This window comes from Phytobacter sp. MRY16-398 (assembly GCF_003925915.1).
GTDB lineage: Bacteria > Pseudomonadota > Gammaproteobacteria > Enterobacterales > Enterobacteriaceae > Phytobacter > Phytobacter diazotrophicus.
Map to the genome: position 1 here is coordinate 2,949,201 of NZ_AP018756.1, position 14,828 is coordinate 2,964,028.

The window sequence follows — 14,828 nt, forward strand, 5'->3', positions numbered from 1 at the left end:
TCAGCAGTGCGCAGGCAATAACGACTAACACGCCAGCCATTGATTGGCGCAACTATGGATCTGATGTTATGAAACCCAGTATTTTACAGTTAAACCCTATTTTAATTCCCGCGATTAGCGAGAAACTGAACGCCCTCTATACCGTTTACCGTTACTTTGAGATCGACGATAAAGAGACCTTTATTAAAGAACACGGTAATAGCATTCGTGGCGTTGTCTCCGGTGGTCATACGGGTATTAGCAATGCGCTTATGGAAAAACTGCCCGCGCTTGAAGTGGTCGCTATTAATGGCGTTGGTGTGGATGCGGTCGATCTGGACTACGCCCGCAAACGTGGAATTCATGTTACCGCCACGCTTGGCGCGCTGACAGAAGATGTGGCTGACCTTGCCATTGGCCTGCTGATCGCGACCTGTCGCGGTATCTGTTCCGGCGACCGTGTGGTGCGTAACGGCCTGTGGGCGAAAAATCCGCATCCGGGTTCCATTCCGCTTTCCCGCCGTTTCAGCGGCATGCGGGTCGGCATTGTCGGAATGGGCCGGGTAGGGCGCGCCATTGCCGCCCGCGCATCGGCATTCGGATGCCCGATCAGCTATACCGACCTGCATGCCATGCAAGACCTTGATTACCCATTTATAGCTGACCTTCAGGAACTGGCCCGCCAGAGCGACGCGCTAATCCTTTCCGCTTCTGCGGACAAAGCGGAAGGCATTATTAATGCCGCCGTCCTTGATGCGCTGGGACAGGATGGCTTCCTCGTGAACATCGCTCGCGGAAAACTGGTCAATGAACCTGATCTGGTCGCGGCGTTAACCGAAGGACGCATCAGCGGTGCGGGGCTGGATGTTTTCGTTGATGAACCGAATGTTCCTGAGGTGCTTTTTGGCCTGGACAGCGTTGTGTTGCAGGCGCATCGCGCCAGTGCCACGGTGGAGACGCGTACCGCGATGGGGGAAATGGTGCTGGCGAGTCTTGCCCAGGCGCTTTCCGGACAGCGTCCCGAGAACAGTCTGACCCGTTGAGCAGGACTGCTATTATTTTGTTTATCAAACTATTAAATAAAGGAAGCAGTGATGATCACCTCAAGAAAGATTGCCCTGGTCACCGGCGCGGGCACCGGGATTGGCAGGGCAACGGCGCTGGCGCTGTTCCGTGCCGGCTATTTTGTTGTTCTCGCTGGCCGTCGTCTGGATCCGCTACTGGAGACAGTTGCCGCGATGGAAGATAGCAGTGAAGGTGGCCAGACCATGGTCGTACCGACTGATGTAACCGACCCCGAATCGGTCAATGCGCTATTTGCGCGGATCAAGGATAAGCTCGGGCGCCTTGATGTGTTGTTTAATAATGCCGGAACCAATTTTCCCGGTATCCCCTTTGAAGAGCTGAGCTACGAGAAGTGGTCCGCCGTGGTGAATGTCAATCTGACCGGAATGTTCCTTTGTGCTCAGGGCGCATTCCGCCTGATGAAGGAACAAACCCCGCAGGGGGGCCGCATCATTAACAATGGGTCTGTTTCGGCGCACGCACCGCGGCCTGATTCGGCAGCCTATACGGCAACCAAGCATGGCGTGACCGGGCTGACGAAGAGCATTTCGCTCGATGGCAGAAAGTACGATATCGCCTGTGGGCAGATTGATATTGGTAATGCGTATACGGAACTATCGCAGCGGATGTCTAAAGGCGTGAAGCAGGCCAATGGTGAACTGGCGGTGGAAGCGATGATGGATGTGTCGCAGGTCGCTAACAGCGTGGTCTACATGGCCAGCGTTCCGCTTGATACCAATGTGCAGTTTATCACCGTGATGGCGACCAAAATGCCGTTTGTCGGGCGCGGTTAAACGCTCAGAAAGTCCATTAACATCCAGACTCAGTCCGGTTGCGCCTGACGCGTAAACGGACTGAGGACTGTGTTTCTTATCCCTCTTTGGTGAAGGCCTTCGGGTAGGTTTTTTCGTAATAGCCTTTCATCTCACCCTCGTCAAGGGACAGCGCCCTCTTAAGATGCCATGAACAGAGAAGCAGTGGGGCTATCATTAACACGGCAAGCCCTGAAAAGAGCGTGAACACACTCACACCCAGCCAGTGAATAAACCCGCCTGCTATCAGGACGCCGAAGGGGTTGACCAGACTCGAGAGAAACGCCGACATGGCCGCCATCCGTGTCCGATAATGTCCGGGGGTGGCGGTCGCTCTTAAGGTGCTGAGATTCACATTGATTAAGTTGAACGCCAGGCCACAGAAGAAGGCCAGCGCAATCGAGATGTTGATATCCGGAACCAGCACAATAGCCGGGACGCTCCCACCCAACAAAATAAACCCGATAACGACATTCCAGAAACGTCCAACATTTCGGGTTATTGCCGCATTAAGGTAGAGGCTGCCGGCCAGTAATCCGATGGCGAAGGAAAATTCAAATGCCCCAAGGTACGAGGCGGGCAGGTGCAACTCCGTGCTTATCCAAAACGGAATGGTCACAGAAAAGAAGGGGAACATCGTAAAATTGATGAGCGCGGAAATTAAGGCGATGTGAAACTCTGATTTGACACGGTAGATAGCGACAAATCCGCCTTTCGTTTTGCTGAACCAGCTTTCACCTGCGCCTGGCGAATGCACGCACACAGGCCGTTTCGCAAGCAGAACGCAGGCCAGGCACGATAATCCTTGCAGTAACGCGGCGGCATAAAGCGCCAGGCCAATAGAAAACAACGCGATTAGCGAGGTGGCCAGCACCGGCCCGGTGAGCATCATCACGGAATTAATGGCCGAGCGGCTGGATATGGCGCGTGAAATATGACCGTCATCGACCAGATCGGGGATCAGACCCATGATGGTGGGCTCTCTGACTGATGCCACCGCGCTCATCGCGATGAGGCCTGCGGTCAGTAAAACAAGGTGGAATTGTCCCGCCGAACAGGCAAGAGAAAACAGCATCATGATGACGAAAACCGCGAGCTGACAGCCGTTAATAAACTTTACGCGGTGAAACCGATCGCCGAATGAGGCGAGAAAAGGCTTCAGGTAAATCTCGGCGGCAACGGAAAACGCGATCAATGATGAGAAGGCGACCGCTGAATGGGTTTCCTTTAAGCACCACCATGCCAGAGCCAGACGGAATACATGCCCAGCCAACAGGCTGAGGGTCGTTGCGGTTTGTAAAAGGAAGAATGCGGGACCAAGGCGCATGAAGGCGTTAAATTTCATCGTGCGTATCAAACATTGTGAGGACGGATGAAGGAAACATTCCGTCAACATAACGTAAATTTGTTCCGGATGACAAAAAGAGAAGAGGATCCAGTAAATAAACGACTTAGCCGTCACAGTCTGGTACGGCAGACCCTGTTTTGAGGTGTAAGTGGTCGATTTTAATTATGTTGAGCATTAAGTATACATATGTAAGGCATCTGCATATACTTGGCATATGTAGGTATGCCATAAAGCCATATAATCAGGAGGACGTCATGCGAACCGTATCCATCTTCAAAAACGGCAACAATCGTGCCATCCGTCTGCCTCGCGATCTGGATTTCGAAGGAGTGAGCGAACTGGAGATCATCAGGGAAGGGGACTGCATCATCCTGCGCCCGGTGCGACCGACGTGGAGTTCTTTCGCGCAATTAGAAAAAGCCGACCCGGATTTTATGGCAGAACGTGAAGATGTGGTCAGTGATGAGGGACGCTTTGATCTATGAAGAAAACCTTTATGCTCGACACTAATATTTGCTCATTCATCATGCGCGAGCATCCGGAAAGCGTTATTAAGCGTCTGGAGCAGGCAGTGTTGCGCAACAATCGAATCGTAGTATCGGCTATCACCTATGCGGAAATGCGCTTCGGCGCGATCGGTAAAAAGGCGTCGCCGCATCATGCGAAGCTGGTTGATGCGTTCTGTGCTCGCCTTGATGCCGTGCTCGCCTGGGACCGGGCGGCAGTGGATGCCACTACGCAAATAAAGCTTGCGCTGGCGTTGGCTGGTACGCCGATTGGTCCGAACGATACCGCGATTGCCGGGCATGCTATTGCCGCTGGCGTCGTGCTGGTAACAAATAATACGCGGGAGTTTGAGCGGGTGCCGGGTCTGATTCTGGAAGACTGGGCAAAGTAACTGTTGACCGGAGTGAGAGTGTAATCGAATCAGCTTCGCCATACAGGCTGAGGTTTCGTACATGCAATGCAGGCGGTTAACGTAGTAGCAGTAGAACAGAGTGCGCTTTAGTTAAATCACAACAATAATCTCATTTAACATAATATACATTATGCGCACTAAGGTAAGGTGCCGCAGAATCCGACTTTGTTTGGTCATCCTTTGTTCTGGTCATTTGTCGCCTTTGAATGCGTGTTCAACGGCGCCACCGCGCTGACCTTTATCATTCTTCACTGCCGACTCTGCCACTGTTTTCATCTGTTAGCGTTCCCTGATGAAATCGCATCTGCCAGTCCGTTGTTTCGCTTGTGCGCTTCACCCACAACGATGTTCGCAATGTCTGTCGACCGATGCGGCCTTGCTCATCAACCGTAAAACTTCGGTACGTCAATAACACGCACGCATCATCCACCACAGATAACGCAAAATCATCGGACTGGATTTTCTGATCATCGGTTTCCATGACTAACGCACGGATGACATGTTCTCTGTCGTACCGCTGACCTGAACGACCAATTTCAAAAAAATCGCGGTGCAGCAATTTCTCCAGCAACGTTTTCTGACTTCGCGTTTTCGCATGATGAAGTTTCTGCTCATTCTGTATGAGTAATGCCAGCACATCTTGTGTCATCACAATGTTCCTGTTTGTTCGCTAACGTTTCGCCGATCCTGTTTCGCGCCAGGCCGACACTCACGACCATTATTTCTGCTCTTGCGGTCTTAGCGTTACGTTTCAATTCATTTGCGCTTTAATTCAAATTCTTAACGCATAAAAATGCCTTAATAACAAATGATTACCATTACCGTTGACACCCTTTCCCTGGCATTGTATAAAACCGCGCCTTGTTATTAATTCTCATTTACGATTTTACCCGTTTCCTGCCCTGGAAACCCGCTAACGAAGGATAGCGTTACATGAAAAAGGTCATCAGTGCTTTAGGATTGGTTTTCGCTTCGGTCAGTTCCGCGTTTGCTACTACCTACCCTGTTACCATCGAAAATTGCGGATATAAAGAAACATTCACCAAAGCCCCTGAGCGCGTCGTCGCGCTGGGCCAAAACACTGTCGAGATCCTTCTGTTACTTGGCCTTGAGGACAAAGTGGTTGCCAGCGCATTCTGGCCGACAAAAGTGTTGCCATCACTTGCAGAAAAAAACAGTAAAATCAAAAATCTGACCGTTGAAATCCCGACACTCGAATCCATCCTCGCCCAAAACCCGGACTTCGTTCCTGCCCAAATCCCTCTGTTACTGGGGCCGGAAAGCAAAGTCGCTAAACGTGAAGATCTCAGCACCGTTGGCGTCAACAGCTATATGTCGCCGGGGATGTGCGCCACGAAGAAAGGCGTTGGCGATATGTACGGTAGCCGCCAGAAGCTATGGGATATGAGCTTCCTTTACCAGGAAATTATGGATTTCGCGACCATTTTCAACGTAGAAGATCGCGGTAAGGCGCTGATTGCCGATTTCAAAAAACGTGAAAATGATCTGCGTGCTGAGTTCAGCAAGAACAAAAAAGACCTCTCGTTTGTCTTCTGGTTCTCCAGCTCATCGCCGTCTGCTGATGCCTATGTTGGCGGCAAGAATAGCGCATCAGGATTTATCGCGAATGTCCTGGGCGGCCACAACGCCATTACCTCTGAAACTGAATGGCCAACAGTTGGCTGGGAAAGCATTATCGCCGCTAACCCGGATGTCATCGTCGTCTCCAGTCTTGACCGCAACCGCTGGGCACTGGATAACGCCGAAGAAAAAATTAAATTCCTGAAAAGCGATCCGGCCGTCAGCCAGCTCGATGCTGTTAAAAAAGGTCACATCGTCGTGATGGACGGCCAGGCGATGAACCCGACAATTCGTACTATCTATGGTGCTGAACAGGTTGCCGAACAGCTCAGAAAAATGGGACTGAATTGATGAGTTCCGCAGTACAACAGGCCCGCCAGGGCCTGATACTCACCACATCAACAGTGCTGGCGCTGATTCTTCTTTTTGTAGTGATTGCCACAGGCGTCAGCGTCGGCGAACTGTCCATTCCGCTTAGCAGCGTCTTTTATGCGCTGACCAACAAAGCCGGATTCACCGACGTGCCACTCAGCCGCATCCATGAAAGTGTGATCTGGGATTTCCGTCTTAGCCGTGCGTTGGTCGCAGCCTGTTGTGGTGCGGGGCTGGCGATGTGTGGCGCCGTTTTGCAAAGTCTGCTGAAAAATGCCCTGGCGGAACCCTATGTACTCGGCGTATCCGCTGGCGCGTCAACGGGTGCCGTCTCGGTTGTGGTGCTTGGTATCGGTACTGGCGCAGTTTCCCTGTCCGCAGGTGCGTTTGCCGGGGCCTTTGCCGCTTTTGCGTTTGTCGCCTTTCTCACCAACGGCGCACGTGGCGGTAATGAGCGTACGATTCTGGCGGGCGTCGCGGCATCCCAACTCTTCAATGCCATCACGGCGTATACCATCAGTACTTCCGCCAGCGCACAACAGGCGCGTGACGTGATGTTCTGGCTCCTTGGCAGCTTTAGCGGCGTTCGCTGGCCGGAGTTTCAACTGATACTGGTCGTTCTGCTGGCTGGTCTTGCGGTATGCCTTTTTTACTCTCGCGCACTGGATGCCTTTACCTTTGGCGACGATGCCGCAGCGTCACTTGGTATCAATGTTCCCGTGGTTCGCCTGATCCTCTTTACTGCCACAGCGCTGATGACCGCCACCATTGTCAGTATGGCGGGATCGATCGGCTTTGTCGGTCTGGTCGTGCCGCATATGATGCGCTTTTTCTTCGGCCCGCTTCACCGTACGCTACTGATTGCCAGTGCGCTGGCAGGCGCAATCCTGATGGTGCTGGCTGATATCGCCTCCAGAATGCTGATCGCACCGCAGAGCCTGCCGGTCGGCGTAGTCACCGCGCTGGTTGGCGTGCCTTTCTTTGCTGTCATTATCTATCGTTCAAGGAACAAGTGATGAGCATCACTGCTGAAAACATTACCTGGAAGATAGCTAAGAAAACCATCGTCAATAATGTCTCACTGGCTGTCTCCCAGGGACAAACGGTGGGATTACTTGGCCCCAACGGTTCCGGAAAATCCTCGTTGCTGCGTATACTTGCCGGATTACGTCGCCCGCATGCAGGCACGGTTTCGCTCGATGGTCACGACATCGCCCGGATGCCTAAAAAGCAGCTTGCCCGTCGCATTGCCTTCGTTGAACAGCACGGGATGACCGAATCCAATATGCGGGTTCGCGACGTGGTAAAACTGGGGCGCATTCCGCACCATTCCGCTTTTTCTGGCTGGACATCTCACGATGATGAGACGGTAAATGCGGCGCTTGAACGGGTAGATATGCTCGGAAAAAGCGATCAGGGATGGCTGAGTTTATCGGGCGGTGAACGCCAGCGCGTGCACATCGCCAGGGCACTGGCACAGGTACCGAGCGAAATCTTGTTGGATGAGCCAACCAACCACCTGGATATTCATCACCAGATGCAACTGATGCAACTCATCAGTGAGCTGCCGGTGACCAGTATTGTCGCTATTCACGATCTTAACCATGCCTCCATGTTCTGTGACGCATTGATTGTCATGCAACAAGGCCAGGTCATTGCCACGGGCACCCCGCAGGAAATTCTGACCGAAGAGTTACTCTGGGAGGTCTTTCGGGTGAAAACGCATATTGAAATATCGGCGTTTCATGGCAAGAAGCATATTCACTACCTTATCTGAATAAGACTATCTGGATGCATTTACTTCGCCCCGCCACACACCTCTGGCCGCCCGTTTTACTGGGCAGCCAGTTTGTATTCAATATCGGTTTTTACGCTGTCGTTCCCTTTCTGGCGATCTTTCTTCGCGATGACATGCTGCTTTCCGGTGGAATGATCGGCCTGATTCTCGGGTTAAGAACCTTTTCACAACAGGGCATGTTTATCGTTGGCGGTGCCCTGTCCGACCGCTTCGGCGCCCGCAGCATCATACTCTGCGGCTGTGTTATCCGGGTGGTGGGGTATCTGCTGCTGGCACTGGGTGACGGTATCACGCCGATTATTCTCGGCGCTTGTCTGACAGGCATTGGCGGCGCCCTTTTCTCTCCGTCCATAGAAGCCTTGCTGGCAAAGGCGGGTACGGACAGTGAAGCGAGCGGCAAGCGCAACCGCGCGGAATGGTTCGCGCTCTTTGCCGTCTGCGGCGAACTTGGCGCGGTGCTCGGCCCTGTTCTGGGTTCCATGCTGGCCGGTCTGGGATTTCGCCAGGTCGCTCTGGCGGGGGCTGCGGTATTTATCGTTGCGCTTGGCGTGCTGCATTTTTGCCTGCCGCGCAATCCGTCACGCCAGACGACGCTGCATATTACGCCGTGGTGGACCACCTTTCGCCAGCCGCGGTTTGTGGCCTTTATTATCGCCTACAGTTCATGGCTATTGAGCTACAACCAATTATACCTGGCATTGCCGGTGGAGATTGCCCGCGCCGGCGGCAGCGAGAAGGATTTAGGGCCGTTGTTTATGTTGGCTTCGGGGCTGATCATTCTGTTTCAGCTTCCCCTCGCCCGCTTTGCCCGGCGCGTTGGCGCGGTGCGGATATTGCCCTGCGGCTTTCTGCTATTGTCCGCGTCGTTTCTGAGTGTCGCTCTGTTCGCCGCATCGACGCCCCCGGACTCCTGGCTTCGCCTGCTGCCCGCCGCCTGTTTTGTTACGCTGCTGACGATGGGACAGATGTTACTGGTGCCCTCAGCAAAAGATTTGATCCCGCAATTTGCCGCGCCGTCCATGTTGGGTGCACACTACGGTGCACTGGCAACCGCTGGCGGTATTGCGGTGCTGGCGGGTAATTTCCTGCTGGGCAGCCAGCTCGACCGGGCGTTAACGCCCTCAGCCGATGCCATCTACCCCTGGTTGCAACTGGCGGTATTTCCCTTTGTAAGCGCTATCGCCCTGTTTTTTATTTGCCGGACCGGGCGGGGAAAAGAGAGCCGTTAACGCGTTATTTCTCCGCGCATGTCTCTGGATCGGTTTTTCACCCACTCTTTGTACATCCCCGGAGACATGCCCATCACGGCATTAAATGCGCGTCGGAATGCCGTTTCATCGTTGTATCCACACTCTGTTGCGACTTGTGCAACCGTCTTGCCGCGATTTTCCAGCAGCATAGCCGCTGTCTCCATGCGTACACGAGTAATAAAGCTTTTGGGACTTTCCTGCGTGAGTTCTGTCATTTTGCGATTGAGCGTTCTGGTGGTCATATTAAGCGATGCGGCAAGCTGCTCGACCGTTATCGATGGATCCTGAAAACGCACCAGGTGTTCGGCTTTAATGAGTAACGGATGGCGCGAATTCAAAAATCCCGCCGGGGCATAGAGATGTTGTGAGAGTGGCTGGCTATCAGCAACAGCCATATCAGCAGTCAGTTTTGCCATCTCATCGCCCGCGTACAACCTGACAACGTGTATCGCCAGATCCACCCATGAAAGCGGCCCGCCGGTGGTGATGATATTCCGGTCTTCCACCAGCGCTTTCCCCCAGACGGGTTTTGTAAGCGGATAGCGTTCCCGGAACGTGTGATATAACCACCATGTTGTCGCGCACATCCGTCCGTTTAACAGCCCGGCTTCTGCCAGAATAAAGCCCCCCGCGCAGGCACCGGCAACGGCACATCCTTGCTGATATTGTGCTTTTACCCACCGCGCTGCATCGGTGATTGCCGCTTTGGAAAGCGGATATTTTTCTTCATCAAGACGCATGCCGCTGGCAATAATCAGCGAATATTTATCGCCCTCAAAGGATCCTTCACTTTCAATCCGCCTGCCCTGCGCATCGATGACAGGATGACCATCCGCCGTAACGATCTGCGCGCTAAAACCCGGTTCGTTACCGGCATCGCGATGACACAGCGCCGGGTTTTGCTCAGCCACCTGATTTGCCAGCCAGAACATATCAGACAACCCCAAGAGGGCCGATTTCATACTTCCCGGCACCGCGAGTAAGGCAATTTTCATCATCAAGTCCTGAAAAACACAATGTCCGATTTTGCATGATACCTGTCATTAATGACACTTAATATCGCTTTCGGCATGGCGTTACACTCTGGAAACGTTATTTATGCGCATCGGGATACCCTGCTATGTCCTTTTTCATCAATAAAATCATGCGACACGCGTCGTTTCTGCTCTGCCTCATTTTTGCAACAAGCGCTGGCGCACAGGAGTCAATTATCAAAAACATCGTTCTGGTTCATGGCGCATTTACCGATGGATCGAGTTGGTCCGCTGTCACTGCGCTCCTGCAGGCCAAAGGGTATAACGTTACCGCCGTACAAAACCCGCTGACTTCTCTTAACGATGATGTGGCGGCAACGGAGCGCGTCCTGCAACGGCAACACGGCGACGTACTGCTTGTCGGCCACTCCTGGGGTGGCGCGGTGATTACCCAGGCCGGAAATGGTGAAAACGTGAAAGGGCTTGTCTATCTGTCGGCACTGGTGCCCGACAGCGGTGAATCTGTTACCGATACCCTTACGCGCCTGAATGCCCCCATGAGTGGGATGCAGCCAGATAACAACGGCTTGATTTGGCTGGATAACCCGGAGATGTTCCAAAACGTTATGGCAAATGATCTGCCTGAGCCTCAGGCGCGTTTACTTGCCGCAGCACAACAACCGATAGCAGCGAAAGCCTTCAATGAAAAAGTGAACCATGCCGCCTGGCGCAATAAGCCGTCGTGGTATTTAGTCACGGAAAATGACAACGCGCTTAACCCTGCCGTACAAAACTTATTGGCGCGAGAAGCTGGCGCTAATATCACCCACCTCCCGTCAAGTCATATGTCAATGGTATCGCACCCGAAGGACGTTGCGGCGCTTATTGATAAAGCAGCACACAACCTTAAACAGTGACATTACACAGGTGTATTTATCATGCAAATCCTACATATCGATTCCAGTATTACATTGGAAAATTCCGTTTCCCGTCAGTTATCTTATGAAGTTGTAAAAGCGCTAACGGAAAACGGACAGTGTGAAAATATTATTTATCGTGATCTGGTTAAAGACGAAATACCTCACTTAACGGGCGACATTGCTGCCGGGTTCAGAGCAGTATCTGGCGCAGCGACCACACCTGAACTGGCCACTGAATATGCCCTTTCAGAAAAGATCGTCAACGAGTTTCTGACCAGCGATATGATTGTCATTGGTGCTCCGATGTACAATTTTACGGTCGCCAGCCAGTTGAAAGCGTGGTTAGACAGGCTCGCGCAACCTGGTAAGACGTTTCACTACACGGCAAATGGCCCGGTGGGGCTTGCGACCGGTAAGACAGTGGTTGTGGCTTCTGCGAGGGGCGGTTTCTATCACAACACACCCCTGTCAGAAATGGATTTTCAGGAACATTATTTGCGCCATTTCTTTGCTTTTCTGGGCATCACCCAGGTGAAATTTATTCGGGTCGAGGGGGCATCAAAAGGCGAAAATATTAAGCAGCAGGAAATATTGCGCGCGCTGAACGCTATTCCCCAACTTATTGACAGCATTGCACACTAATAGGATCTCGCTATGTTATACGCCGTAACGCTGTATTATTTATGCTCTGAATCAGAGCTGGGTGCCCATATTGATGCGCATAAAAAGTGGCTGGTTGAGGGTATCAGTAAAGCAGGTGTCATCCTGGCCGGACCTCTCACAAGCGGTACCGGAGGGTATATTCTGTTTCACGGTGATAATGAAAAAGATATTTACGCGTATCTGGAAAATGACCCGTTTGTCATACACAACAAGGTTACCGTGAATGTACTTAATATCGAGCCCATGTTGTGTTCAAATGCATTTCCTCCGCAATGGGCAGCAAATGCAAAGCTAATATAATGGAACAATAAGGGGGGTATTCCCCCCTTTATTGATGTCAGTCGCTGTCTGCGCCGTTAACCCCTTTCCACCCTCTTCCTGTTGACTTAAATTGTAATAAGCGTACATTTCAGGACATGAAGACTTTCCTGATAATCGTTCCTGATGGCGGCATGTTGTTTGAAGCCGCCGGTATCGCCGACATCCTGATGCAGGCTAATCGTCTGCATGCACAAGACGGCCCGCAGCCGCGCTACCGCTTCTCTCTCGCTACGACCCAACCTCACCAGGTCATCCATGGTCAATCCGGGTTAAACCTGCTCGCCGATAGCCGTTTGCATGAAATCGACCCGCGTGAGCCCTGGGATACCATCATGATTACCGGACGCGGCGAGGATGAAGACGAAGGCACCGCGGTGGTCGACTGGCTACGCCTTGCTGCCCCCCATGCGCGGCGGGTGGTCTCTATTTGCGGTGGCGCGATGTTGCTGGCCGAAGCCGGATTACTCAGTGGACGAAGAGCAACCACCCACTGGCGACTGCTGGAAACCATGCAAACACGCTTTCCTGACATCACCCTCGAAGCCGGCCCCCTGTATGTTCAGGATGGCCCTGTCTGGACCTCCGGCGGCGTCAGTTCGGGCTTTGACCTGACGCTCGCGCTGGTTGAAGACGACTACGGGTTTAGCCTCGCGTTGGAAGTGGCCCAGAATATGGTGATGTATCTGCGTCGTCCTGGCGGTCAGCTCCAGTTCAGCCGTTACAATTTGCAGCAGGCCAGTAGCGTGGGTCCCATCAGTGACCTGCAAAGCTGGATCCTTTCCCATCTGAACGAAGACTTGTCGGTGGACAAGCTGGCGGAACGTGCGGCGATGAGCCCGCGTAATTTTACCCGTGTGTTCACGCGCGAAACGGGTGCTCCACCGGCGCGTTACGTTGCCGAAGCACGCCTGGCCGCGGCGCGTAACCGGCTGGAACAAACCAACGAAACGCTGGACAAGATTGCCGCTGAGACCGGCTTTGGCAGCAGTATCAATTTACGGCGGATTTTCGAACGCCAGTTACACCTTACCCCAGGCGAGTATCGTCAGCGCTTCCACTGCCGTAAAATGGCGTAAAGTGATCCTTATTTGTCGTTTACGCCAAACCGCCGCCGACCTACAGTGATGACAGACATCGGATAAGAAGGAGTTCATCATGGTTAAGGTCGGCATTAACGGTTTTGGCAGGATTGGTCGTAACGTACTGCGTGCTGCGCTGGGCGATAAAGAAATTCAGATTGTGGCGATTAACGATCTGACGGACAGCAAAACGCTGGCGCATCTGTTAAAACACGATTCACTACTGGGCACCCTTCCCGTTCCCGTCGAAGCAGGCGAAGGCCAGTTAATTGTTGATGGTAAGGCCGTACGGGTGTTTAGCGAACGCGACCCGGCAAATATTCCCTGGCGTGACGTTGGCGTCGATATTGTGATTGAAGCCACCGGCTTCTTTACCGATCGCGAAAAAGCCGCGGTACACATCAGCAGCGGCGGCGCGAAACGCGTGATTATCTCCGCTCCGGGTAAAAACGATGACCTGACCATTGTGCTGGGGGTTAATGACCAGCAATACGATCCCGCGCGCCATTTTGTTGTGAGCAACGGCAGTTGTACGACGAATGGTCTGGCCCCGGCCGCGCAGGTGCTGCATCAGAATTTTGGTATCGAACATGGACTGATGAATACCACTCACGCCTACACCAACAGCCAGGCCTTGCACGACCAGCCAGAAAAAGACCTGCGTGGCGCGCGGGCGGCGGCACTCTCCATCGTGCCGTATTCCAGCGGCGCGGCGAAAGCGCTGGGGAAAGTTATCCCGGAACTGGACGGACGCCTCACCGGTTATTCCTTACGTGTGCCGGTGCCGGTAGTGTCGATCGTTGACCTGACCGTAACCTTAAAACGCGATGTGACGGTAGACGAAGTGAACGCGGCTTTCCGCAACGCTGCCGAAGCCGGTCCGCTGAAAGGCATTCTGGGGTACAGCGACGAACCGCTGGTCTCCAGCGATTACCAGGGCGATCCGCGCTCGTCCATTATCGATGGGCTGTCGACACTGGTGATTGGCGGAAATCTGGTGAAAATCCTCGCCTGGTATGACAACGAGTGGGGCTTCTCTAACCGCCTGGTTGACCTTGCGAAAAAGATGGCACAGCGCGGGTTGTAATAACATCCGCATAAACGAAACCACGCTGCGGCGTGGTTTTTTCGTCTTATTACGATCAGAACGTCACGGGCGTGTTCACCCATAGCACTCTGGCGACCACGGTACCGATATTGCGGTAACCATGCGGGATCTGGCTCGGGAAATAGAACGAATCCCCCTGCTCCAGGGTCCAGACATCGTCTCCCAGACGCAGTTCCAGTTCACCTTCCAGCACATAGCCCATCTCTTCGCCGTGGTGCTCAATCAGACCGTCACTGGCGACACCCGGCTCGATAATATGAATATTGCCCTGCAGCAAACCGCCCTTGTGATGCCAGGTCAGGTTCTCAAGCTCAATCCCCCCTTTTTTGCTGCGTTGCAAAAACCGTTTACGGTTACGCTGGGCAGGTTTCAGAACGGGCTGATCGGCGGTCCAGTCATCGGCCATCAGGTCGGCAATGCTGGTCTCCAGCGCCTTTGCCAGACGGTGCAACATCGCCAGCGACGGCGAAGCTGCGTCATTTTCCAGTTTGGATAACAGACTTTCCGAGCATTCCACCTTTTGCGCAAGCTGCTTGAGGGTCATTTCCTGCACCAGGCGGGCGTGGCGCAGCCGCATTCCCAGCGGGGTTCCGGTAGATTTGATGTCAGCGTTTTTTTTCATCTGTCTGCTTCATTAAA

17 protein-coding genes are annotated in these 14,828 nt (G+C 53.1%); 13 read left to right on the forward strand and 4 right to left on the reverse strand.

The window, feature by feature from the left end:
- The first annotated feature begins 68 nt into the window (after nt 1–68).
- Together MRY16398_RS14535 and MRY16398_RS14540 are read left to right on the forward strand one after the other, a co-directional pair.
- Nucleotides 69–1,022, forward strand: a complete 954-nt coding sequence (locus tag MRY16398_RS14535) for a 2-hydroxyacid dehydrogenase (protein WP_039079008.1) — start codon at nt 69–71, stop codon at nt 1,020–1,022.
- Between the two features lie 51 nt (nt 1,023–1,073).
- On the forward strand, nt 1,074–1,838 hold the full coding sequence (locus MRY16398_RS14540; protein ID WP_039079009.1) for an SDR family oxidoreductase: 765 nt from the start codon (nt 1,074–1,076) through the stop codon (nt 1,836–1,838).
- Between the two features lie 76 nt (nt 1,839–1,914).
- On the opposite strand, the gene MRY16398_RS14545 is transcribed toward MRY16398_RS14540, so the two are convergent.
- Complete coding sequence (locus MRY16398_RS14545; protein WP_125124672.1) at nt 1,915–3,201, reverse strand: MFS transporter; 1,287 nt, start codon at nt 3,199–3,201, stop codon at nt 1,915–1,917.
- A gap of 257 nt (nt 3,202–3,458) precedes the next feature.
- On the opposite strand from MRY16398_RS14545, the gene vapB reads away from it, so the two are divergent.
- Both vapB and MRY16398_RS14555 read left to right on the forward strand, forming a co-directional pair.
- Nucleotides 3,459–3,689 carry a type II toxin-antitoxin system VapB family antitoxin gene (gene vapB / locus MRY16398_RS14550; RefSeq protein WP_071194209.1) on the forward strand — a complete coding sequence of 77 codons (231 nt, stop codon included), beginning with the start codon at nt 3,459–3,461 and terminating at the stop codon, nt 3,687–3,689.
- Nucleotides 3,686–4,102 (forward strand): PIN domain-containing protein, encoded by a 417-nt coding sequence (locus MRY16398_RS14555; RefSeq protein ID WP_071194208.1) that lies wholly within the window; start codon nt 3,686–3,688, stop codon nt 4,100–4,102. Before vapB ends, MRY16398_RS14555 begins: the two co-directional genes overlap by 4 nt.
- A 262-nt stretch (nt 4,103–4,364) precedes the next feature.
- Here MRY16398_RS14555 and MRY16398_RS14560 read toward each other — a convergent pair whose 3' ends face one another.
- Entirely contained in the window at nt 4,365–4,772 is a 408-nt protein-coding gene (locus MRY16398_RS14560) for a nuclear transport factor 2 family protein (protein WP_125125677.1), read from the reverse strand.
- A gap of 284 nt (nt 4,773–5,056) precedes the next feature.
- Here MRY16398_RS14560 and eitA point away from each other — a divergent pair, with 284 nt between their 5' ends.
- The 4 genes from eitA to MRY16398_RS14580 are packed head-to-tail and all read left to right on the forward strand — an operon-like array spanning nt 5,057 to nt 9,103.
- A complete protein-coding gene (eitA, locus tag MRY16398_RS14565) occupies nt 5,057–6,055 on the forward strand; it encodes a siderophore ABC transporter substrate-binding protein EitA (protein ID WP_039079015.1) in 999 nt (332 codons plus the stop codon).
- Nucleotides 6,055–7,092 (forward strand): FecCD family ABC transporter permease, encoded by a 1,038-nt coding sequence (locus tag MRY16398_RS14570; protein ID WP_125124673.1) that lies wholly within the window; start codon nt 6,055–6,057, stop codon nt 7,090–7,092. Before eitA ends, MRY16398_RS14570 begins: the two co-directional genes overlap by 1 nt.
- Complete coding sequence (eitC, locus tag MRY16398_RS14575) at nt 7,092–7,853, forward strand: siderophore ABC transporter ATP-binding protein EitC (protein ID WP_071194204.1); 762 nt, start codon at nt 7,092–7,094, stop codon at nt 7,851–7,853. Before MRY16398_RS14570 ends, eitC begins: the two co-directional genes overlap by 1 nt.
- 14 nt (nt 7,854–7,867) lie before the next feature.
- Nucleotides 7,868–9,103: an MDR family MFS transporter gene (locus MRY16398_RS14580; protein WP_409349128.1), complete on the forward strand. Its 1,236-nt coding sequence runs from the start codon at nt 7,868–7,870 to the stop codon at nt 9,101–9,103.
- Here MRY16398_RS14580 and MRY16398_RS14585 read toward each other — a convergent pair.
- A complete protein-coding gene (locus MRY16398_RS14585) occupies nt 9,100–10,122 on the reverse strand; it encodes a GlxA family transcriptional regulator (protein ID WP_336513214.1) in 1,023 nt (340 codons plus the stop codon). The two genes, MRY16398_RS14580 and MRY16398_RS14585, sit on opposite strands and share 4 nt — an antisense overlap.
- Before the next feature lie 122 nt (nt 10,123–10,244).
- On the opposite strand from MRY16398_RS14585, the gene MRY16398_RS14590 reads away from it, so the two are divergent.
- The 5 genes from MRY16398_RS14590 to gap all read left to right on the forward strand — a co-directional run bounded on the left by MRY16398_RS14590 (nt 10,245) and on the right by gap (nt 14,168).
- Nucleotides 10,245–11,015, forward strand: a complete 771-nt coding sequence (locus tag MRY16398_RS14590) for an alpha/beta hydrolase (protein WP_125124675.1) — start codon at nt 10,245–10,247, stop codon at nt 11,013–11,015.
- 21 nt (nt 11,016–11,036) lie between these two features.
- Complete coding sequence (locus tag MRY16398_RS14595; protein ID WP_071194200.1) at nt 11,037–11,660, forward strand: FMN-dependent NADH-azoreductase; 624 nt, start codon at nt 11,037–11,039, stop codon at nt 11,658–11,660.
- Between the two features lie 12 nt (nt 11,661–11,672).
- Nucleotides 11,673–11,981 (forward strand): YciI family protein, encoded by a 309-nt coding sequence (locus MRY16398_RS14600; protein WP_110295330.1) that lies wholly within the window; start codon nt 11,673–11,675, stop codon nt 11,979–11,981.
- A 116-nt stretch (nt 11,982–12,097) separates the two neighbouring features.
- Nucleotides 12,098–13,078 (forward strand): GlxA family transcriptional regulator, encoded by a 981-nt coding sequence (locus MRY16398_RS14605; protein WP_125124676.1) that lies wholly within the window; start codon nt 12,098–12,100, stop codon nt 13,076–13,078.
- Between the two features lie 79 nt (nt 13,079–13,157).
- A complete protein-coding gene (gene gap / locus MRY16398_RS14610; protein ID WP_079497427.1) occupies nt 13,158–14,168 on the forward strand; it encodes a type I glyceraldehyde-3-phosphate dehydrogenase in 1,011 nt (336 codons plus the stop codon).
- A 55-nt stretch (nt 14,169–14,223) separates the two neighbouring features.
- Here the strand turns inward: gap and MRY16398_RS14615 are convergent, their stop codons facing one another.
- Entirely contained in the window at nt 14,224–14,811 is a 588-nt protein-coding gene (locus MRY16398_RS14615; protein ID WP_039079025.1) for a cupin domain-containing protein, read from the reverse strand.
- Between the last annotated feature and the right edge of the window lie 17 nt (nt 14,812–14,828).